The 20,103-nt window shown below is 62.0% G+C and carries 19 protein-coding genes; 9 read left to right on the top strand and 10 right to left on the bottom strand.

Translation table 11 applies throughout. The annotated features are described in order from the left end of the window. From BUA38_RS11595 to BUA38_RS11565, 7 genes are all read left to right on the top strand, one after another. A complete protein-coding gene (locus BUA38_RS11595) occupies positions 1 to 762 on the top strand; it encodes an SDR family oxidoreductase (RefSeq protein ID WP_072818049.1) in 762 nt (253 codons plus the stop codon). Then, positions 752 to 2,209, top strand: a complete 1,458-nt coding sequence (locus tag BUA38_RS11590; RefSeq protein WP_244553240.1) for a flavin-containing monooxygenase — start codon at positions 752 to 754, stop codon at positions 2,207 to 2,209. Before BUA38_RS11595 ends, BUA38_RS11590 begins: the two co-directional genes overlap by 11 nt. Positions 2,210 to 2,390: 181 nt before the next feature. Further along, the gene (locus BUA38_RS11585) at positions 2,391 to 3,995 is read left to right on the top strand and encodes an ABC transporter substrate-binding protein (protein ID WP_425304975.1); all 1,605 of its coding nucleotides are present in this window, start codon (positions 2,391 to 2,393) and stop codon (positions 3,993 to 3,995) included. Positions 3,996 to 4,009: 14 nt separating this feature from the next. Continuing rightward, complete coding sequence (locus tag BUA38_RS11580) at positions 4,010 to 5,038, top strand: ABC transporter permease (RefSeq protein ID WP_072818047.1); 1,029 nt, start codon at positions 4,010 to 4,012, stop codon at positions 5,036 to 5,038. 16 nt (positions 5,039 to 5,054) lie between these two features. Further along, entirely contained in the window at positions 5,055 to 5,903 is an 849-nt protein-coding gene (locus BUA38_RS11575; RefSeq protein WP_072826041.1) for an ABC transporter permease, read from the top strand. Then, the gene (locus tag BUA38_RS11570) at positions 5,900 to 7,588 is read left to right on the top strand and encodes an ATP-binding cassette domain-containing protein (protein ID WP_072818046.1); all 1,689 of its coding nucleotides are present in this window, start codon (positions 5,900 to 5,902) and stop codon (positions 7,586 to 7,588) included. The genes BUA38_RS11575 and BUA38_RS11570 overlap by 4 nt, the downstream gene beginning before the upstream one ends. After that, positions 7,585 to 8,415 carry a VOC family protein gene (locus tag BUA38_RS11565; protein WP_072818045.1) on the top strand — a complete coding sequence of 277 codons (831 nt, stop codon included), beginning with the start codon at positions 7,585 to 7,587 and terminating at the stop codon, positions 8,413 to 8,415. The genes BUA38_RS11570 and BUA38_RS11565 overlap by 4 nt, the downstream gene beginning before the upstream one ends. 7 nt (positions 8,416 to 8,422) lie before the next feature. Here the strand turns inward: BUA38_RS11565 and BUA38_RS11560 are convergent, their stop codons facing one another. The 9 genes from BUA38_RS11560 to BUA38_RS11520 form a co-directional block, all read right to left on the bottom strand. Further along, positions 8,423 to 9,232 carry an ABC transporter ATP-binding protein gene (locus BUA38_RS11560; protein WP_197685925.1) on the bottom strand — a complete coding sequence of 270 codons (810 nt, stop codon included), beginning with the start codon at positions 9,230 to 9,232 and terminating at the stop codon, positions 8,423 to 8,425. Continuing rightward, positions 9,211 to 10,041, bottom strand: coding sequence for an ABC transporter permease (locus BUA38_RS11555; RefSeq protein ID WP_197685924.1), 831 nt, complete (start codon positions 10,039 to 10,041; stop codon positions 9,211 to 9,213). Before BUA38_RS11555 ends, BUA38_RS11560 begins: the two co-directional genes overlap by 22 nt. A 13-nt stretch (positions 10,042 to 10,054) precedes the next feature. Further along, positions 10,055 to 11,029: an ABC transporter substrate-binding protein gene (locus BUA38_RS11550; RefSeq protein ID WP_172806016.1), complete on the bottom strand. Its 975-nt coding sequence runs from the start codon at positions 11,027 to 11,029 to the stop codon at positions 10,055 to 10,057. A 14-nt stretch (positions 11,030 to 11,043) separates the two neighbouring features. Continuing rightward, the gene (locus tag BUA38_RS11545; protein ID WP_072818043.1) at positions 11,044 to 12,636 is read right to left on the bottom strand and encodes a UbiD family decarboxylase; all 1,593 of its coding nucleotides are present in this window, start codon (positions 12,634 to 12,636) and stop codon (positions 11,044 to 11,046) included. Next, positions 12,629 to 14,197 (bottom strand): class I adenylate-forming enzyme family protein, encoded by a 1,569-nt coding sequence (locus tag BUA38_RS11540; RefSeq protein ID WP_072818042.1) that lies wholly within the window; start codon positions 14,195 to 14,197, stop codon positions 12,629 to 12,631. Before BUA38_RS11540 ends, BUA38_RS11545 begins: the two co-directional genes overlap by 8 nt. Before the next feature lie 13 nt (positions 14,198 to 14,210). Beyond that, positions 14,211 to 14,627: a PaaI family thioesterase gene (locus BUA38_RS11535; RefSeq protein ID WP_072818041.1), complete on the bottom strand. Its 417-nt coding sequence runs from the start codon at positions 14,625 to 14,627 to the stop codon at positions 14,211 to 14,213. A gap of 27 nt (positions 14,628 to 14,654) precedes the next feature. Beyond that, on the bottom strand, positions 14,655 to 15,671 hold the full coding sequence (locus tag BUA38_RS11530) for a quinone oxidoreductase family protein (RefSeq protein ID WP_072818040.1): 1,017 nt from the start codon (positions 15,669 to 15,671) through the stop codon (positions 14,655 to 14,657). Positions 15,672 to 15,853: 182 nt separating this feature from the next. Beyond that, positions 15,854 to 16,393, bottom strand: a complete 540-nt coding sequence (locus tag BUA38_RS11525) for a TIGR02444 family protein (protein ID WP_072818039.1) — start codon at positions 16,391 to 16,393, stop codon at positions 15,854 to 15,856. Next, a complete protein-coding gene (locus tag BUA38_RS11520; protein WP_083587970.1) occupies positions 16,390 to 16,983 on the bottom strand; it encodes a UbiX family flavin prenyltransferase in 594 nt (197 codons plus the stop codon). The genes BUA38_RS11525 and BUA38_RS11520 overlap by 4 nt, the downstream gene beginning before the upstream one ends. A 130-nt stretch (positions 16,984 to 17,113) precedes the next feature. Here BUA38_RS11520 and BUA38_RS11515 point away from each other — a divergent pair, with 130 nt between their 5' ends. Further along, the gene (locus BUA38_RS11515) at positions 17,114 to 18,094 is read left to right on the top strand and encodes a Bug family tripartite tricarboxylate transporter substrate binding protein (protein WP_072818037.1); all 981 of its coding nucleotides are present in this window, start codon (positions 17,114 to 17,116) and stop codon (positions 18,092 to 18,094) included. A 48-nt stretch (positions 18,095 to 18,142) separates the two neighbouring features. Here BUA38_RS11515 and BUA38_RS11510 read toward each other — a convergent pair whose 3' ends face one another. Then, entirely contained in the window at positions 18,143 to 18,961 is an 819-nt protein-coding gene (locus BUA38_RS11510; protein ID WP_072818036.1) for a sterol desaturase family protein, read from the bottom strand. A 229-nt stretch (positions 18,962 to 19,190) separates the two neighbouring features. On the opposite strand from BUA38_RS11510, the gene BUA38_RS11505 reads away from it, so the two are divergent. Next, entirely contained in the window at positions 19,191 to 20,030 is an 840-nt protein-coding gene (locus tag BUA38_RS11505; protein ID WP_072818035.1) for a helix-turn-helix domain-containing protein, read from the top strand. Positions 20,031 to 20,103: the final 73 nt, after the last annotated feature.

Raw genomic sequence — 20,103 nt, 5'->3', positions numbered from 1 at the left:
ATGCGTCTGAAAGACCGCGTCGCCATTGTTACAGGTGCAGGCTCCGGCATCGGCCGCGCCAGCGCGCTGTTGTTTGCCCGTGAAGGCGCCTGTGTCGCGCTGGTCGACCGCGATGAGGCCGGATTACGGGAAACACGCGACGCTATCGGTCACATCAAGGGTGAAGGCTCGGTGCATCAGGGCGATGTCGGAGAGCTTGAGTTTGCCAAGACAACGGTTGAAGAGGTTGTTTCTCGGTCCGGTCGGCTGGATGTGTTGATGCTAGCTGCCGGCTGGTCCTGCGGCGGCACCGTGTTGACCACCGATCCCGCGGATTGGGATGCGGTGTTTCGCGCCCATGTCGGCGGCACCTGGCTCTGGGCGCGCGCAGCTATCCCGCAGATGCAGCGACAGCGAAACGGCTCGATTGTCACCGTCGCGTCGCAACTGGCGATCGCCGGCGGCAAGGACAACAGTGCCTATATCGCGGCCAAAGGCGCCATCATCAGTCTGACCAGGACGATGGCGGTGGACTTCGCAGGCGATGGAATCCGCATCAATGCGATTGCGCCCGGCGCGATCGAGACCCCGATGCTGAAGCGGAGCTATGCCAGGCATGCGGATTCGGAAGCGGTACGCGAAACCTCGCGCAACCGCCACGCCATGAAGCGCTTCGGAAAGCCAGAGGAAGTGGCCGAGGCCGCGCTCTATCTCGCAAGCGATGCGTCTTCCTTTACGACCGGCAGCGTTCTGCCGGTCGACGGAGGCTGGCTTGCCGCCTGAGCCGAATCCGCGAGATCTGGACGCCACCGAAGCCTTGGCCGCGCTGGAGGCACAGGTGCGCAATGACCTCGCCAAGACCTCGCATCCGTCGGCGCCATGGCTGGAACCAAAGACAGGGCCGGATGGAAAGCCCGCACTGGATGTGTTGATCGTCGGCGGCGGGCAATCGGGTTTAGCCATCGCCTTCGGCCTGAAGCGCTCGCAGGTCACCAATATCATGGTCATCGACAAGGCCTGCGAAGGCCAGGAAGGGCCGTGGCTTTCTTACGCGCGCATGCACACGCTGCGGAGCCCGAAGGATTTCACCGGACCCGATCTCGATGTCCCGAGCCTGACCTATCAATCGTGGCACGAGGCGCGGTTCGGCAAGGAGCATTGGCGGAAGCTCGATCTGATCCTGCGTGAACGCTGGGCCGAATATCTGCTCTGGTTCAGGCATGCCGTCGGCCTTTCCGTGCGCAACGGGCGCGAATTGCTGGAGGTCGCGCCGGCGGCGAACGAAATGCTCGCAGCAACAGTGGTATGTGATGGCGCAACCGAAACGCTTTATGCACGCAAGATCGTGCTTGCGACGGGCCAGGAGGCGATGGGTAACTGGGCGATCCCTGAACCCTTGCGGCATTTGCCGCCCACGCGCGTGGCTCGCGCCTCCGACGAGATCGATTTCGCCGCGCTCGCCGGGAAAGCCGTGGCCGTGATCGGCGCTGGCGCAACGGCATTCGACAACGCCGCGATGGCGCTCGAGGCCGGCGCGGCGAAGGTGCATCTGCTGTGCCGCCGTCCTGAAATCCAGGTGATCCAGCCTTATCGGTGGCTGACGTTCCGTGGCTTCCTGCGTCACTTCTGTGATCTTGACGATGCCTGGCGCTGGCGCTTCATGCGCGCCATCCTCGAACTGCGCGAAGGTTTCCCTCAGGCGACATATGACCGCTGCGCGCGATTTCCCAATTTCCACCTGCATGAGGGATCGCCGATCGAGAGCGCACGCGAGATGAGCGAGAAGATCGAGCTGCGCACGCCGCGCGGCGCATTCCACGTCGATTTTGTCATCAGCGGCGCCGGCACCGAGATCGATCTTGCCGAGCGCCGTGAGTTGAAGAATTTCGCCGGCAATATTTCGACCTGGGCTGATCGCTACCAGCCGCCGCACGACGAACAGAGTCCGCGGCTCGGCCTCTACCCGTATCTTGCCGACGACTATGCATTCACCGAGCGCGTTGCCGGCAAGACGCCCTGGATCGGCAATATCCACCTGTTCGCGTTCGCCTCGACCATGAGTTTCGGTCCGTCGGGCTCCTCGATCAACGCCATGACAACCGCGATCCCGAAACTGGTCCATGGCCTGACCCGAGGGCTGTTCCGTGCCGACCTGGAGCGGCACTGGAATTCGTTCAGGGCCTACAATGTGCCGCAGGCGGTGATCCCTCGGCCGGATCGGGCAGGGTGACGTGTGTCGTTGGCGGCAATCGGCCCAAATGGCTCGAAAATCGTCGACGTCAGGATCAAAACGCGACAAGCGGCAAAATGCTGCTTGGCGCGCAATTTGCTTAAATGCACAATGAGATGAGCCCAGGTTATCCGGGCGGATTTCGGGTTGAATTCAGGGGATCAGGACAATGCGCGGTCGGATGGTTGGTCTTACGCTGGTGGGGTTCACGGCGCTCGCGCTTTCGTTTCGCGCCGAGCCGGTTTCGGCGCAGTCCCGCGCGGAAACGCTGCGCTATGTCATGGGCGCGACCGTCAACACCCTTGATCCGAACGTGCCCGGTTCGACCCGCGAGGCATTTGCCGTGAGTCTTTCCACCTACGATCGGCTGGTGTCGTTCGGCCGCAAACAACTCAACGGAAAATGGGTGTTCGATCTCGACAAGATCACCGGCGAGCTCGCCGAATCCTACGAGGTCAGCCCCGACGGTTTGAAGTTGACGTTCCATCTGCGCAAGGATGCCAAATTCCAGGACGGAACGCCGGTGACGGCCGAAGACGTCAAATGGTCACTTGATCGCGCCGTGACCGCGCCCGTGCTCGGCAAGGCACAGTTGCTGACGGGATCGATGACCAGCGCCGACCAGTTCAGGGTGATCGACCCGCTGACATTCGAAGTCACGCTACCGAAGCCCGACAAGCTGGCGCTGCCCAATCTCGCCACCGTCTATCCGATCATCATCAACTCCAAACTCGCGAAGGCGAACGCAACGACAGACGATCCCTGGGCGATCGCCTGGCTCAAGGAACATACCGCCGGCAGCGGGGCTTACGTGATCGAGACCTTCAAGCCCGGCGAGCAGGTGATCATGAAGCGCAACGAAGCGTGGAATCGCGGCACGCCCGAGAAAGCAGCATCGTTCAAGCGATTGATCATCCAGACCGTGCCGGAGCCGGCGACGCGCGCCAATCTGGTCGAGCGCGGCGATGCCGACATCACCATCGATCTGCAAGCCAGCGACGTCCAATCACTGGAGAGCAAGGGCACGCTGAAGGTGATCTCGACACCGCAATATAATGCGGTGACCTTCATCTCGATGAACAACACGATTCCGCCGTTTGACAATATCAACGTGCGGCGCGCGGTTGCCTTTGCGTTGCCCTACGACGACATGTTCAAGGCCGCTTTGTTCGGGCGTGGCACGCCGCTGTTCAATTCGGAATGGAAGGACGGCAAGCCGACCACGAGTGCGTTTCCGTTCCCGCAGCCGGTCAAGCTCGATCTCGACAAGGCAAAGGAATATCTGAAAGCCGCCGGCATGTCGGATGGCTTTTCGACGACCTTCAGCTTCAACGTGGGTCAGGCCTCGACCGCGGAGCCGATGGCGGCGCTGGTCAAGGAATCGCTTGGCAAGATCGGTATCAAGGTCGATATCCAGAAGCTGCCGGACGCGCAGATGTCGACGCAGATCAATGAGAAGAAGCTTCCGTTCTTTACCGAGGGCATCGTCGCCTGGTTGCCTTCGACAGACTATTTCTATCGCAACTTCTACACCGGCAATCAGCGCTGGAACTATGCCAGCATCGACAATCCCGAACTCACGGCACTTGCCCAGCAGGCGCGCTTCGAGCCGGACAAGACGAAGTACGACGAAGAGAGCTTGAAGCTGAACGCGATCCATGTCGAGACCATGCCGCAGATCGCGTTGTGGCAGCCGGCTCAGGACGCGGTGATGGCCAAATCGCTCGACGGCTACACCTATCAATTCCACCGCCAGGTCGATTACCGCGACCTTAGTCGCAAGTAGCTCGCAAGGTCGCGATGAAGGGCTTTGGCGCAACGATCGTACGGGCGGCACGGCGATTCATGTCGTCATTGCCCGCGCTGTTCGGCGTGTTGGTCTTCACCTTTCTCTTGATGCGAGTCCTGCCCGGTGACCCCGCGGTGTTCTTTGCCTCCGGGCCCAATGCCGGCAAGGAAGAAATCGAAGTCATCCGCAAGCAGATGGGTTTGGACAAGCCTATCCCCGAGCAGTTGGTGCATTACCTTTACGACGTCGGACGCGGCAATCTCGGCAAGTCGCTGATGACAGGACAATCGGTCACCACGGATTTGCGCGAGCGGCTGCCGGCCTCTCTCGAACTGACGCTGACGGCGCTGCTGCTTGCATTGCTGTCGGCGGTGCCACTCGGAGTGATCGCGGCCTTGCGGCCCGGTTCGTTCGTCGATCACGGCGTACGGCTTTTTTGCGCGCTCGGGGTCTGCGTACCGACCTTTGTGTCGGGGCTTTTGCTGATCTACGTCTTTTACTACCTGCTCGGTCTCGCGCCAGACCCGACCGGCCGCATCGATGTCTTCACCTCGCTGCCACCACAGCGAACGGGCTTTCTGACCGTCGATTTCCTGCTGGCCGGCGATCTCGACGGCTGGTGGGTCGCATTTCGCCAATTGATCTTGCCTGCGGTGACGATGGCGCTGTTCGTGATCGCGCCATTGGCGCGCATCACCCGCGCCTCGATGCTGGTTTCGCTCGGCAGCGATTTCGTGCGCACGGCGCGCTCGGTCGGGTTGTCGTGGTGGCGCATCGTCGTCACCTATGCGCTGCGCAATGCGATTCTGCCCGTCATCACCATCGCCGGCATCGTGTTTTCGACCATGCTCGGCGCCAATGTGCTGGTGGAGAAGGTTTACTCCTGGCCCGGAGTCGCGTCCTACGCACTCGATGCGCTGCTGTCGTCCGATTACGCGCCGGTGCAGGGATTTGTGCTTCTGATGGCGAGCATCTTCGTCGTGGTCAACCTTCTGGTCGATGTCCTCTATGGCATCGCCGATCCAAGAGTTTCAATCTGAAACGGGTGTCGATCTGATGGCAACTGCCACGCTGCGTCACACGGTCTGGATCCTGCGCGGCAATCCGCTGACGGCGGTTGCCGCGGCTGGCATTTTATTGCTGGTGCTGATCGCGATCCTGGGCCCGTCGATCGTGCCTTACGACCCCATCGCTTCGAGTGTGTCGGAAGCGCTGTTGCCGCCGAGCCGCCTGCATCTGGCCGGCACCGACCAACTCGGCCGCGATACGTTCAGCCGGCTCCTGGTGGCGACACGGCTTGATCTCGTCATTGCCGTCGCGGCCGTCGGCATTTCCTTTGTGCTCGGCGCCATCATCGGCGCGTTCTGCGGTTATGCCGGCGGGCGGCTCGATCGTTCGGTCGGCCGCTTTGTCGACGTGATGATGGCGTTTCCGCTGTTTGTGCTGGCGATGGCGATGGTGGCCGCGCTCGGCAACCGCGTCGAGAACATCGTCATTGCTACGGCGATCATCAATCTTCCATTCTACATCCGCTTTGCCCGCGCCGAGGTCAATGTCCGCCGCAACGTCGGCTGGGTCGAGGCTGCGCGGGCCAGCGGCGAAAGCCACGCGTCGGTCGTGCTGCGCTTTCTGTTGCCTAATGTCTTGCCGGCGATGGCGGTGCAGATGTCGCTCAACCTCGGCTGGGCGATCCTCAATGCGGCAGGGCTTTCCTTCATCGGCCTCGGTGTCAGGCCCCCGACGCCGGAATGGGGCATCATGGTTGCGGAAGGCGCGCGCTTCATCTCGACCGGCAAATGGTGGCTGGTCGCCTTTCCCGGCCTCGCCTTGATGCTGGCGGTGCTGTGCTTCAACCTGCTCGGCGATGGGCTGCGGGACATTCTCGATCCCCGAATGCGGACATGACCGAGACGCTGCTTCGAATCGAAGACCTTCATGTCACGTTTTCGACAAGGCAAGGCCTCGTCGAGGCGGTGCGCGGGGTCACGCTTTCGCTCGAGCCCGGCGAAATGCTTGGTCTCGTCGGCGAAAGCGGTTCGGGCAAATCGGTCACTGGTTTTGCGACCACGCGGCTGCTGGATGCCGCAGGCCGCGTGACGAAGGGTCAAATTCTCTATCGCGGGCAGGACATCACTAGAATTCCGGACAGCGATTTTCGCGCGCTGCATGGTGCCGCGATGTCGATGATCTTCCAGAATCCGCGCGCCGCGCTTAATCCGATTCGGGCGATCGGCCTTCAGATTGCCGATGCGATCCTCAGCCACAAGCGCATGTCGAAGGAAGCCGCGGCCGAACAAGCCCTCGAGCTCCTGCGCGCCGTCCAGATCCGCGACCCGGAAAAGCGGATGTCGGCCTATCCGCACGAGTTGTCAGGCGGCATGTGCCAGCGCGTGATGATCGCGATTGCGATTTCCTGCAACCCGATGCTGCTGATCGCGGACGAGCCGACCACCGGCCTCGACGTCACGACGCAGAAGGTGGTGATGGACCTCTTGGCCGGTATCGCTGCCGAGCGCGGCATGGCCACCATCCTGATCACGCATGACCTGGGATTGGCCGCTCAATACTGCCGCCGGGTCGTGGTGATGGAGAAGGGGCGTCTGGTGGAGGAAGCGCCACCTGAGACGCTGTTTCATCATCCGCAGCATCCCTATACCAAACGATTGGTCGCGGCCTCTCCAACCGCATCCTCGCGGATCGAGGATCTGGTGACGGACGAGGAGCGCAGCGCGTATCTCGCGGTTCTTGCCGCGTGCAAGCCGGAGCCTGAGCCGCCACCAGGAACGCCGCCGCTGCTGGATGTACGAAATCTCACCAAGCGCTACGATCAGGGATCGCCCGCGGTCTCAAACTTTTCCATGACCATGAAAGCCGGAGAAAGCGTCGGTCTCGTCGGCGAATCCGGATCGGGCAAGACCACGACCTCGCGCATGATCTGCCGCCTGATCGATGCCAGCGAGGGTGACATCCTGTTCGACGGTGAATCGATCGGTCACCTTCCGGCGCGGGAATTCCACCGTTCGCCGCACCGAAAAGACATTCAGATCGTCTTCCAGGACCCCAACGAAAGCCTCAACCCGCGCTTCACGGCGTTCGACTGCATCGCCCATCCATTGTTGCGGCTTTCCAGGATGCGGCCAGGCGACGTCTTGCGGCAGCGCGTCGAGGAGTGCGCCGTGCGGGTCGGATTGCCGGTCGAATTATTGCCGCGCTTCCCGCACCAGCTTTCGGGCGGGCAGAAGGCCCGCGTGGGGATCGCGCGCGCGATCGCCTGCCGGCCAAGGCTTCTCGTTCTGGACGAGCCGACCGCGGCGCTAGACGTTTCGGTTCAAGCCGTCGTGCTGCAACTATTGGACCGGCTGCGGCGCGAGGATCATCTCGCCTTGCTTTTCGTCAGCCATGATCTCAACGTGGTGCGCATGATGTGCGACAAGACCATCGTCCTGCGCAACGGCAGCATCGTCGAGGCTGGCGAGAGCCGGAACCTGTTCGATAACCCGCAGACCGAATATACCCGCGCGCTGGTCGAGGCCGTTCCGCATCTGCGGAACGAGCGGACGCCGAAAGTTGTTGAGGGGCAACTCACGTGACTTTCCCGCTCGATCATGTCGTGATCAACACCCTGTTCGACATGGACCGCGCTGCGGCAGTGATGTCGCAGCTAGGCTTTACGCTGACGCCGCGCGGTTATCATTCGCTCGGTTCGATCAATCATCTGATGATGTTCGAACATGACTATCTGGAACTGATCGGGCTGCCGTCGGGAACGGACAAATTACGCAAGGACGTGCTCGAAAGTCCGCGCGGCCTGAACGGGCTGGTATTCAAGGTCGGTGATGCCGATGCGAGCCGGCAGACATTGCGCGACAGCGGCCTAACGATGCTCGAACCGCAGAGCTTTTCGCGGCCGGTCACCATCGACGGCATCGAGCATCTGGCACGCTTCCGCACGGTTCGCGCCGCGCCGGAAATGTTCGAGGCGGGGCGCGTCTATTACTGTCAGCATTATACGCCGGAACTGGTTTGGCATCGCCCATGGATGTCGCATCCAAATGCCGTTCGTGGTCTCCGCGAGATCGTGATCGTGACGGCGAATGCCGAGGTCGAGGTCCCGCGCTATTCGAAGGCGGCGCAATCATCTCCGGAGCGGCAAGGGGACGATTGGGTGGTCGCGCTGCCGGGAGGCTTCCGTCTCACCCTGATGTCACCGGCGCGCTACCGGGCGCGTTACGGCGAACTGGCTGTCGAGAGCGATGACCGCAGCGGTTTCTTCGGCGCGATTGTTCTTGACGCGCCCGACCTCCCGCGTGTCGGTGGTCTTGCTTCGACGGTTCCGGATTTGCGCATCGAAGCCGGGCAGGGCTCGCTGCGTGTGCTGGTGCCCTTCCTCAACTCGCTGCTCGAATTTCGCGGATAGTGTGGGTTCAGGCGCTCACCGGCTCACCGTCGCCGAGCGTCTCCCAGATCGCACTGGTATAGGCGGTGAAAGCGGGATCGGTGCGCAGTTGCTGCAGGTTGCGCGGTCTGGCTAAGTCGATGCGATGTTCGGCGACGATGCGGGCAGGGCGCGGCGAGAACACCAGTACGCGATCGGCGAGGGCCACGGCTTCCTCGATGTCGTGGGTGACGAACAGAATGCTGCGTCGCTCGGTCTCCCAGATGCGCAACAGTTCGCGCCCCATCACGGCCTTGGTCTGAAAGTCGAGCGCGCCAAAGGGCTCGTCCATCAACATCACGGCGGGCTGATAGGCCAGCATCCGTCCCAATGAGACGCGGTGGCGCATGCCGCCGGAGAGCTGTGCTGGGTAGGCGTCGTGAAATTCGGACAGCCGTAACAGCGTCAGCAGGTCGGCGATACGTGTTGTCCGCTGCGCCGATGGCACACCCGCAAGCTCGAGGCCGACCTCGATGTTGCCGCGCACGGTGAGCCATGGCAGCAGCGTGTCCCGCTGGAACATGAAGCCGATATGTTCGGGTGGTCCGTCGACCTTCTTGCCGTCGACAGAGATGATCCCGCTCTCCGCGGCGTTGAGGCCGGCGATGGCGCGCAGAATGGTCGACTTGCCGCAGCCGCTCGGCCCCACCAGAACCACAAACTCGGCGCGGTCCACCGCGAGGCTGACGCGATCGACGACGAGCAGGCGGCCGCGCTGTGTCGCGTAGGAGACCGATACGTTGTCGAGAAGGATGCGCGGCGCTCCGCCTGCGCCCCTTATTTCGTCGCGGGACGCCAATGCAATACCTGCCGTTCGATAAGGAAGATGATCTGGTTGGCGATCATCGCCACCAGCATCAGAACAAGAAGCCCGGTGAAGACGCCGGTCGTATCGAGTTGGCCACCGGCGCGCAGCACGTACCAGCCAAGCCCGCGATTGGCACCGATCAGTTCGCCTACCACCGCGCCGACGAGCGAGAGACCGACGCCGATGCGCAATGACGCCAGCAACCAGGGGACGATCGAGGGAATCGTGACCTTGCGCAGGATGTAGGACTTTGGCGCCCGCATCGTCCGCATCAGATCGACCATATCGGGATCGACGGTACGAATCCCTTCCGTGACGTTGAGGATGAAAACGAACACGACCATGGAGAAGGACATCATCACTTTGGCGAGCAGGCTGATGCCGAACCACAGGATGAACATCGGTGCGAGTGCGACGCGCGGCAGACCATAAAGACCCATCACGAAGGGATCGACAATCTCGGCGGCGCGGCGATATTTTGCCAGCGCAATGCCGATCGGCGTGCCGGCGATCGCGCCGAGCAGCAAGCCGAGCAAGGCCTCCGAAACGGTCGCGCCAAGGTGCCGCCAGATCTCGCCTCCCGCAACCAGCGCCAGAAACCGCTCGCCGATCAGGCTCGGCCGGCTGCTCCAGAACTCGTTGTACAGACGGCCCGCGGAGAATTCCCAGATCAGCAGCAACACGGCGACCAGGCCTATGCGCCAGAGCCAGATCGAAAGGCTGCTTCCTGAAGCGATTGCCTTGCCGCCTCCCGGCTCACCCAGTGGGATCATCTCATCGGAGGCGGCGGGTTCGCTCATGTGGCGCGGTCGATCACGGCAGATAGCGAACGGCGACGACGTCCGAATAGGAAAGATCTTTCACGGAAGGGTCGGCGACCCGCAGCATTTCAAGCGCGGTCTTGAACCCCGCCTCCTGCGCGCGTCCGTCATGGGAGAGGCTTCGCTCGGCGGCATCGTGAGCAACGGCGGTCACAAGCTCTGGCGACAGTGTTCGAAAACGTTCGTGAACGGCAGCCTCGACGACTTTCGGATCGCTCTGAATCAGTTTTTCGGCCTTGACGATCGCGCGGGCCACGGCATGGGCGGTCGCGTCGTTGGATTTCAGCCAGCTTCCGACCGCAATCAGGTCGAGCGCCATATAGTCGAGGTCACGAAAATCGGCGACGAACTTGTACTTGCCGGTCGCCATATAGGCCTGAACGTCTGGCGTGGTGAACATGCCGGCCATGACCGATCCGCGTTCGATCGCAGCCCGCATCGAGGCGCCGGTCCCGGCAGCGATGATCTCGTAGTCGTTGTCCGGGTTGAGGCCGAGCTTTCGGATCATGAAGCGCAAGGTGTTGTCGGTCAGGCTGCCGGGCGATGTAATGCCGACGGCCTTGCCGCGCAGGCCCGCCAGATCGCTGGCGGAGGAGCCGCTGGGGGCGAGCAGCGAATAAGGGTGTTTGTCGAGCAACGCCACCAGCACCGCGCCGCCGAGACCACGGCTCGCCAGCCGCATCGCGTGGTCACCAGCGCAAATACAGAGATCGATGCCGCCGCCCGCCAGGGCCTGCACGGCGGGACCACCGCCATCGAAATCGACGATTTCCGCGTTGATGCCCTCGGCCTCGAACAGCTTTTGCTGGATCGCGACGACGACCGGGATCGAGGCGATCGAAACCTGGGCTGATCCGATTTTCAGCGTCGTCGCCGCCTGCGACCTTTCTACGGTCAGGGACAGTGCGCTGAATGCGGCAAGAACAAGCGCGGCGAAACGAATTCTGAATGATGTGGCCCGTTTCATGTGCGCTTCCTGTCTCAGTTCGGCAGCCTGGCCGCGAAAGGCGAATTGCGAAGGCAGAGACGGCCTTTGGGGTCCTGCCATAGCCGCTCCTTTTCGTGCAAGAGACCGATCGCGCGCGCGACCGTGTTGAATTCGTAAGCCGAAAAACGCTCGGCAACGTCGGTGAAGTAGAGCGGCGTCTTTTCCAGCACGGATGCAATCTCTTCGCCGAGCTTGCCGATGGTCTCCACTGAGGCCTTCTCGGCCTCACGGTCGGCCTTGCCGTCGACATAGTCCGCAATCTTCGCGGTGTCGGCATAGGCGTAGGTGATGCGCTCATAGCGCTCCTTCGGGATGCCTTCCGAAATCGTCGCGTCGATGCCGACCTTGGCGGTGGTTGGCACCATGCCATGCGGCGTCGGCGGCAGCGACGGGTCGAGTGGTTTGCCGCGGGCATTGCTGACAATCATGATATCGCGATCACCCTGCACGCGCGTAGCGATCGCCCATTCGACCTCGACCGGATTGAACACGTCGATGTCGTCGTCGACCACCACGACATGCTTGATGTCCATGACCGAGAGCGCCGCCAGCAGCGCGTTCTTGCCGTCGCCGGGCTGCTTCCTGATCGAGATCACCGCGTGCCAGAAGGTGACGCCGCCCATCGTCATGTTGATGTCCTTGACGACGACGCCGGCAGTTCGCAAAGCCTGGCGGATCGCGGCATAGCGCGTCGGCGCCATCAGCCAGGTGTTCTCCCACGGCATATGCAGCGCGTAGTAGATCGCGTCACGGCGCATCGACACCGAGGTGATACGGACGATCGGGTTCCAGTGCAGCCCGCCCATCAGCCAGGTGAATTCGCCGAAGCGGCCCTCGGGATGGGTCCAGCCGGTCGGCAAGACCTCGCCTTCCAGGACGATCTCAGCGTCCGCGACATAGGGCACGTCGACCGTGTCGCCGGCCGCGAGCTTCACAGCATGACCGCGAATGCCGCCGGCGATCGCCATCTCATCCGTACCAAGGGGCGCCTTGAAGCCGGCGCCCAGCAGTTCAATCGGATGCGTGCCGATGCTGATCGAAATCGGCAGCGGGCGTTTCGCTTCGTAAGCGCGCTGTACGAACAGCCGCATGTTGTTCGGCGTCACGATATCGATACCGGTCAGGTTCTTTTCCTTGACCATGAAACGGTAGATGCCGGTATTGATGCCGAATTCCGGATCGCGGGCGATGACGACGCCGGCCGTGATCATCGGGCCGCCGTCGTAGATCGACGACATCGGAATCGGCAGTTTGTAGAGGTCGACGTCCTCGCCCTTCATCACCACCTCGCGTGCGGGCGACGTCGTGACGCGTTGCGGCGGGATCGGATTGGCGATGCCGTTTTTCAGCCGTTCCTCGATATCGAGATACTTGCCCGCGCCCATCGCCATCATCATCCGCTCTTGCGAGCGAATGATGCCGGAGACGACCGGGATGTCGTATCCAATGACCTTGTGGAAGAAGATCGCCTTGTCCGACTGGTCGACGAGGGTCGCGATATGGCGGATATCTATCGGCTGATGGAAATCGATCAACTCGCCGGCCTGGCGCAGGCGATCGAGAAAGCTGCGAAAGGTGTCATCCATCGGCTCTGGCTCCGTGCCCCGGCGTGGCGGCCGCCGTCGATTTCGTTTTCTGCTGTAGCCGTTCGGCCGCCATATCGCGCAACGTTTTGCGGTCGAGCTTGTTGGTCGACGCCAAAGGAAGGCTGTCGACAAACCAGATCGAGCGCGGATGCTGATAGGCGGGCGCGTTCGCGAGCGAAAACGCCTTCAGTTTCGCCTCGTCCAGATCGCTTCCCTCGCGCTTGACCACAAACGCGACTGGCTTGGTACCCTTGATGTCATCGTCGACCGGCACCACGCAAGCCTGGATCACGTCCGGATGGCTCTCCAGCATCTTCTCGACTTCACCGGGAAAGATGTTCTCACCGCCGCTGACGAACATGTCGTCAGTGCGGCCGACGAAGAAGTGGAAGCCGTTTTCATCACGTCGAAACACGTCGCCGGTGACATAAAATCCATCCGCGGTGATCGGCGACGGCACGTCAGGACGGTTGTGATAGCCGTTCATGATCGCTGGGCTCTTCATTTCGAGCACGCCGGCATTGGATGGCTTGCCGTCGTCGCCGATCAGCCGGACCTGCACTTTAGGATGCGGATAGCCGACCGACATGTCCGGCTGGGGCAGGCGTTGCGGGTGCGGTCCGAAAACCACCGGTCCGCCTTCGGTCGTACCGTACGCATTGGTGACGGCTGCCTTTGGCAAGGCGCGGTGGATCGCGTCCATCAGGCTTTGGCTCACCGGCGCTGATCCCATCCGCAAATATTCCACGCTGGAGAGATCGGTGGCCGCGAACCTCTCTTTGTCATTCAGCATCATCGCGATCATCGGCGGCACGGCGGTCAGCCAAGTGCAGCGATAGTCCTCGATGGCCTCAAGGTAGAGTTGCGTAGTGAACTGCGGGAGCAAAATCACAGTTGCGTGGGCCGCGTGCGCCAGCTGGCTCATGGCGAGCGCATTCATATGATAGAGGGGCGCGGCGACCAGGAAGCGATGGCGGCTCATGTCCTGCGCCGCCATGCGCTGCTCGACCACCCAGATGTGGCTCTGATGCGAGAGCACGACCCCCTTGGGTCGTCCGGTCGAGCCCGACGTATAGAGGAACATCGCCGGCTCACGGTCGGCCGGTGTGACCGGCGTAAATGGGCCGAGGTTCAGGAAGGCTTCGAAGCCATCAGCCCCAGCGTCTCCGTCGAAACAGATGCGGAGCAAATCCTTCGGAGCGCTGGCAAGGCGCGGCGCGTCGCAAAACACGAGCTTGGCGCCGGAGTCGCAGACGATGTAGTCGATCGTCGCCGGTGGAAACTTGAAATTGACCGGCACGGCGACCAAACCGGCGCGCATGATGCCGTGCACGGTCGTGAGATATTCGAAGCGATTGGACGAAAGGATCGCGACCCGGTCGCCGCGTGCCAGGCCTCGCTGGCTAAGCGCTCGCGCAACCGCATTGGCCTGCGCTTCAAAATCGCTGTAGCTGAAGCGGCGCTCGTGGCCGGTGCCGAGGTCGGTGATCGCGACCTTGTCGAGATCGCCGTCCTTTGACGTCAGCGCTCCCAGATTGAAAAACGCAGGCGTACTGGTCACCGCTAATGGTCCGTCAGGCAGGCGGCGCGGTCAGGTAGGTCCCGCGGCCGCTCGCGAGCAACCGGCCTTCCTTGTCGAACACCTTGGCTTCCGCCACCGAAAACTGCTTTCCGAAGTGGACGATCTCGCCGCGGATTGTCAGCATCCCGGGCATCGCGGCGCGGTGATAGTCGACCCGCAAATCCACCGTCGGAACCCCGCGGCCGGTCTTGGAGACCATCGCCCAGTCGGCGGTGAGGTCGACCAGCGCCGCCAGGATGCCGCCATGGGTGTAGCCGCGGTCCGGATTGACGACCCACTCTTCACGCCAGGTCGCGGTCAACTCGATGATGCCGTCGTCGACCGCCATGACTTTCAGGCCGAGCCACTGATGATAAGGCCCGCGGGAAATCAACTTCTGGACGTCTTCGACGCTTGGAACTTCGCTCATCGCACAAAACCTTCTTTGTTCGGCGTCTTACGGTACGACCACGACCTTGCCGATCACCTCGCGATCCCTGATCAGGCGCAAACCTTCTGCTGCCTTTTCGAGCGGCAACACAGCGTCGATCACGGGCGCAATCTTCTTCTCGACGATCATGTTCATCAGATCGGTCAGGTTGTCCTCATAGAAGCTGTTGGAGCCGATCACCTTCAGCTCGAAGCTCCAGATATAGCGCAGGTCTTCCTTCGGATCATGTCCGGCGGTCGCGCCGCATACCAGAAGGCTGCCGCCTCGCTTGAGACAACGCAGCGACGGCACCCAGGTGTCGCCGCCGGTGAAATTGATGACGACATCGACGCCGCCTTCATGGGTGCGGCGCTGCGGCTTGCCGTATTTCTCGATGGCCCACTTCGAAAAGTCGACTTCCTTGTAGTTGATAGCCTCGTCGGCGCCCATCGCCTTGAGTTTGTCCATCTTCTCGGCGCTGCTGGCGCAGGCAATGACCTCGGCGCCAAGCAGCTTGCTGAGAATGACGCAGCCGGTGCCGACGCCGCCGCTCGCGCCCAGGATCAGCACGCGATCGCCCTTCTTGATCGTGTTGTGGGTGATCAGCATGCGATGCGCGGTGCCGTAGGCGACCGGCAGCGAGGCCGCTTGTTCGAAGGTGACGCCGTCGGGCATGGCGATCAATTGGTCGGCATCGACAAGGCAATATTCGGCCATGCCGCCGTCGAGCATTTCGCCCATCAGGCCTATCTTCTTGTTGAGCGGATTGACGAGCACGCGGCTGCCGACCTTCCAGCCTGAGACGCCGTCGCCGATCTCCGTGATTTCCCCTGCCATGTCGAGGCCGATCACCACCGGCAGCGGCACCTTGATACCCGGCATGCCCTTCACCGTGAACACGTCGTGGTAATTGAACGACGACGCACGCACGCGGATCACGACGCTTCCGGGCTTTGCCTTCGGCTTCGGGTGATTTGTCACCAGCTCCAGGTTTTCCAATCCGCCATGCTGGCGCAGAAGCAGCGCCTTCATCGTATCTGACATTTTTTTATTCCGTTTTTGTACGGTCCTGCCGTATGGGCGAGCGAAAGGGCTTCAAATGGCGCGGGCAGTTTGCTGAGAGGCACCGCAAGATCAAGCGCCAATCCTCGCAACCCACCCATTCGGGGAGGGATTTCGCACTTTCGAAGGGGCGCGTGCAATAGCTTTTCGTTCAACTGTCCGGATCAGGACGCATCCTGAATGGCCGCTTCGACGATCACCTCGATCGACGGCGAGAGCCGGGTGTTCGGCCGGGCGTCGCGTGTGCCGGCAAAGTGCATGACAATGTTGTCGAGGACGGCACGAAGCTGTTCAGGCCCGACTTTCGCTTGTCCCGGCGGCTTCAGTGGAAGGCATTCGGCCATTATCCGATTTTCAAGCTTTTCGGCGTCGAGCTCGAGCGCCTTGATCTTGGCGCGGAACGGTTCCGTCGCCTCGCCTGGCGCCGGTTTCGGTCCGGTCTTCAATTCGGTGCGCATGGCGCGCAACCGCCCTACGACCCGCTCGCGCCAGGGACGGCAGGCTTCGTCGAGCGCCTCGATCTCGGCCGGCGTCAATAGATTGCGGTGTCGGACGGCGGCAAACGTCGCCATCAACAGCAGCATCACATCGACATCAGCGTCGTTTTGCAGGGTGAGGCAGGCTTCCGCGACGCCGGGTCTGGCGTAGATCGCAAGCGCGAAGGCCCAGCTCTCCGCCTCGAGTTCAAGTCGTTCGGGTGTCATTCCGTGTTCTTGATCGAATTCAGTCCGCCCCAGCGGCTGACCGCCGTATTGTCGATCTCGAAGAGATCGAGCACGCGTCCCAGGGTGTGGTCGACCATCTGTTCCAGGCTCGTGGGCCGTGCGTAGAATGCCGGCACGGGCGGGTAGACGATCGCGCCGATCTCGGTCGCTGCGGTCATGGCGCGCAGATGGCCAAGGTGAAGTGGCGCTTCGCGAACGATCAGCACAAGGCGACGCCGCTCCTTCAGCACGACATCCGCCGCGCGCGTCACCAGCGAAGAGGTCGCGCCCGATGCGATCTCGGCGAGGCTTCGCATCGAGCAGGGCGCAATCACCATGCCCATTGTCCGGAACGATCCGCTGGCAATCGAGGCGCCGATATTGTCGACCTGATGGACGACGCTGGCGAGCGCCGAGACCTCGGCGATGCCGATGTCCATTTCCTGCGTCAGCGTGATCTTGGCCGAACGGCTCATCACGAGATGGGTTTCGATATCGCTCGCCTGCAACAGGCGGAGCAACCGGACGCCGTAGATCGCGCCGGAAGCGCCGGTCATGCCAACGATCAACCGCCTGGGATGTGAGCTCATCGAAACCGAACCGGCCAAAGAACAAATCAAACGCTACATGCACTGGAGATAGCACAGAGTACAAGCGGCGTTAAGTTAACGGAAAACCTGGCCTCTTTCGGATGCGGCGGCCGTGGGCTAGCTTGCCGCCATGAGGCTTCCACGTCGTCGTTTTCTGCATCTTGCCGCCGGTATCGTGGCGCTGCCGGCTCTCCCGGGCGCGGCAGAAGCGCAATCCTATCCGACCCGGACGGTGCGGGTGATCGTGCCGTATTCGCCGGGCGGCCCGACCGATGTCTGTGCGCGGCTGATCGCGCAAAAGCTTTCCGAGCGCCTGGGCAGGCAGTTCTATGTCGAGGATATCACTGGCGCCGGCGGCAATATCGGCACCGGGCAGGCGGCGCGAGCCGCGCCCGACGGCTACACGATCCTGATTACGGTTAACAGCTACGTCATCAATCCGACGCTGTACGAGAAGGTTCCCTACGACGCCCTGAAGGACTTTGAGGCGGTGACGCAGGTCGCGATCTTCCAGTCGGCGATGTTTGTCCATCCATCGGTGCCGGCGCGCACCGTTTCCGAGCTCGTGGCGCTGATCAAGGCTAACCCGAACAAATACAGCTTCGCTTCGCCGGGCTTCGGCACGCCGTCGCATCTCCTCGGGGAGCAATTCCGTGTCGCCGCCAATGTCGACCTTGTGCATGTGCCCTTTGGCGGCAGCGGCGCGGTCGCAACGGCGGTGTTATCTGGCAATCCCTTGATCGGTTTCGCGGCGTTGTCGGCGGCGGTGCCGTTCATTCAGGATGGCAAACTGCGGGCGCTGTCGGTGATGAGCAAGCACCGGTCGCAGGCGATGCCCGAACTTCCCACCATTGCCGAGGCAGGATATCCGGATCTCGACGGCGACGCCTGGGTCGGTGTGCTGGTGCCGGCAGGAACGCCGAAAGACGTTTCCGCGCGGCTTCACGAAGAGATCATCAAGATCCTCGAGGAGCCGGACACCAAGGAGCGGCTGGCGGCGCTCGGTCTCGAGCCGATCGGCGACAGTCCCGAGCAGTTCTCTGCGCAGTTAAAGGTCGAGATGGAGAAGTGGACCAAGATCATTCGCGCCGCGAAGATCAAGGTGGAGTGACGCGCTCCGCTTCATGGCCGCGCGCGGATGTCGTTTCGCGCGTGTCGATCAGACTGCCTTGGCCGGCTCAGCGATGCGTCCATCGAGTTGCGGTACGGCAATGCCGGGATCGACCGGCCGCAAATCGGCGCGCATGTACGCGTTGGAATTGCCGTTGAACAGTGTGCCGATCACGCCGCGATCGAGGTCGCTGGTGCCGAACAGCGCATCGCAGATCGGAAAGGTCAGGTTGAAGTTCCGCGTCTGCATGAAGCCCAACACATGATGGATCGTGTGCATGCGGCGGATCGTGTTGATGAGCGGGATATGCTTCAAGTAGGGATGACGCTCGTCATCGAGATGCGAGAGCGTGTGCAGGCCTTCATACATCAGGTAATAGGCCGCCATCGTGAACACCGCGATGTAGGCGGCATTTGCCGAGATCAAGAGGCCGAGCAGCAGCGCCGGCGGCAACGCCGCCAGCACAAAACCGAGCGGCGCAAACGGGGGGAACAACAGCGCCCGCCATTCCTTGTGCCCATGATAGGTGAGGTCGTGGTGGGTGAAGAACTGGTGATGCACCGTGCAATGGCGCTTGTAGATCATCTCCAGGCCCTTCACCGGGCGATGCAGGATGTAACGATGCGCGGCCCATTCGATCCAGTTGCCGAACAACGCGATCGGAATCACGAGACACCATAGCCAACCGGCGTCGTGGATCCGGTTCCAGCAGAACCACATCGAGATGCCGGTGACGAGCAACGTGAAGCCAAGATGCAGGGCGCCGTGATACCAGGGAGGCGTTTCAGCAATGAACTTGTCGCGAAACTGTTGCTGGCGTTCTTGTTCCCGCCGGTCACGGGTCGCGTCCTGGAATACCACGTCCATGGTTCTCTCCCTGGTGGTGCCCTGCCGCTCGGCGGTGTCTTGGGTAGGAGCATAGTCCGATAACGGCCGCCGGCGCTTTGCTGCTGTGTGCGGGATTTATCATTCCAGATGATTTTTTGCCCTCCGACGCATACCGGTCACCGGCAATCCGGGCTATCTTGGGCCTCTTGATTGTTGGACGAACGGGCATGCTGGCGCAAACTATGCCGGGTTCGGAGAACCAAAAGTTGTGACCAAGGCCCTGAGCATCCTGCGCGGCCGTTTTGGACGCGTCGCGCTTCTCGATATGGACACCTCGCTGGTGGACCATGCGCATCCGCATTTTCATCTGATCTTCAAGGCGAGCGGCCCCGATCAGAACTTCGTCGTCGAAGGCGAGAGCGTGCCTCTGCGCAACGATATGCTGGTCGCTGTCAATTCATGGCAGCAGCATGCCTATGTGCATCGGGGAAGTGAGGAGCGCACCCTGTTTCTCGCGCTCTATATCGAACCCGGATGGCTGGCGCAGGCGGACCGGGCCTTCGCCGGTTGCGCGGCCTCCGGCTTTTTCCAGCAAGCGGGTATCCCAATCACCAACGAGATCGAACGTCTCCGCACTGATCTGGTGCAGCGCATGGCCGATCCGTTCGATGCCCATGACGATCTGCCGGAAGAGATCCTGAAGCTTTGTCTTTCCGTGTCGCACGGGTTTTCGGCATGGCGCGAGCGCGGCGCAAGTGCGGTGAACAACAACGGTACGCGGGATTATCGCGTCAGCCGGGCGTTGCGGCACATGCACGACCACGCCTCTGAGGCGGTCGATCTCGACGATGTCGCGCGCGCCGCGGGGCTTTCCCGCCCTCACTTCAATCACCTGTTCCGCCATTGCACTGGCGTGAGCCCGCGGCTCTATGCCAACGCGCTTCGGGTTGAATCAGCGGTCAGCCGCCTGCGGTTGCAGAGGGACGAGATTGGCGATATTTCCGAGGACCTCGGGTTCAGCGCGCAAGGCAACTTCACCCGATTTTTTCAGCAACATACCGGGACCTCGCCGAACCAGTATCGGCGCGTGATGGCCGATCTCGGCTGACCGGTGCGACGGAGCTAGTGCGGCGAATTTGAAGTTCCTATCAGTGTTGAGGCAAGTTCTTCATAGGAACTTC

Source organism: Bradyrhizobium erythrophlei (assembly GCF_900142985.1).
GTDB classification, from domain to species: domain Bacteria; phylum Pseudomonadota; class Alphaproteobacteria; order Rhizobiales; family Xanthobacteraceae; genus Bradyrhizobium; species Bradyrhizobium erythrophlei_B.
This window is presented reverse-complemented; position numbering and strand designations above follow the sequence as displayed.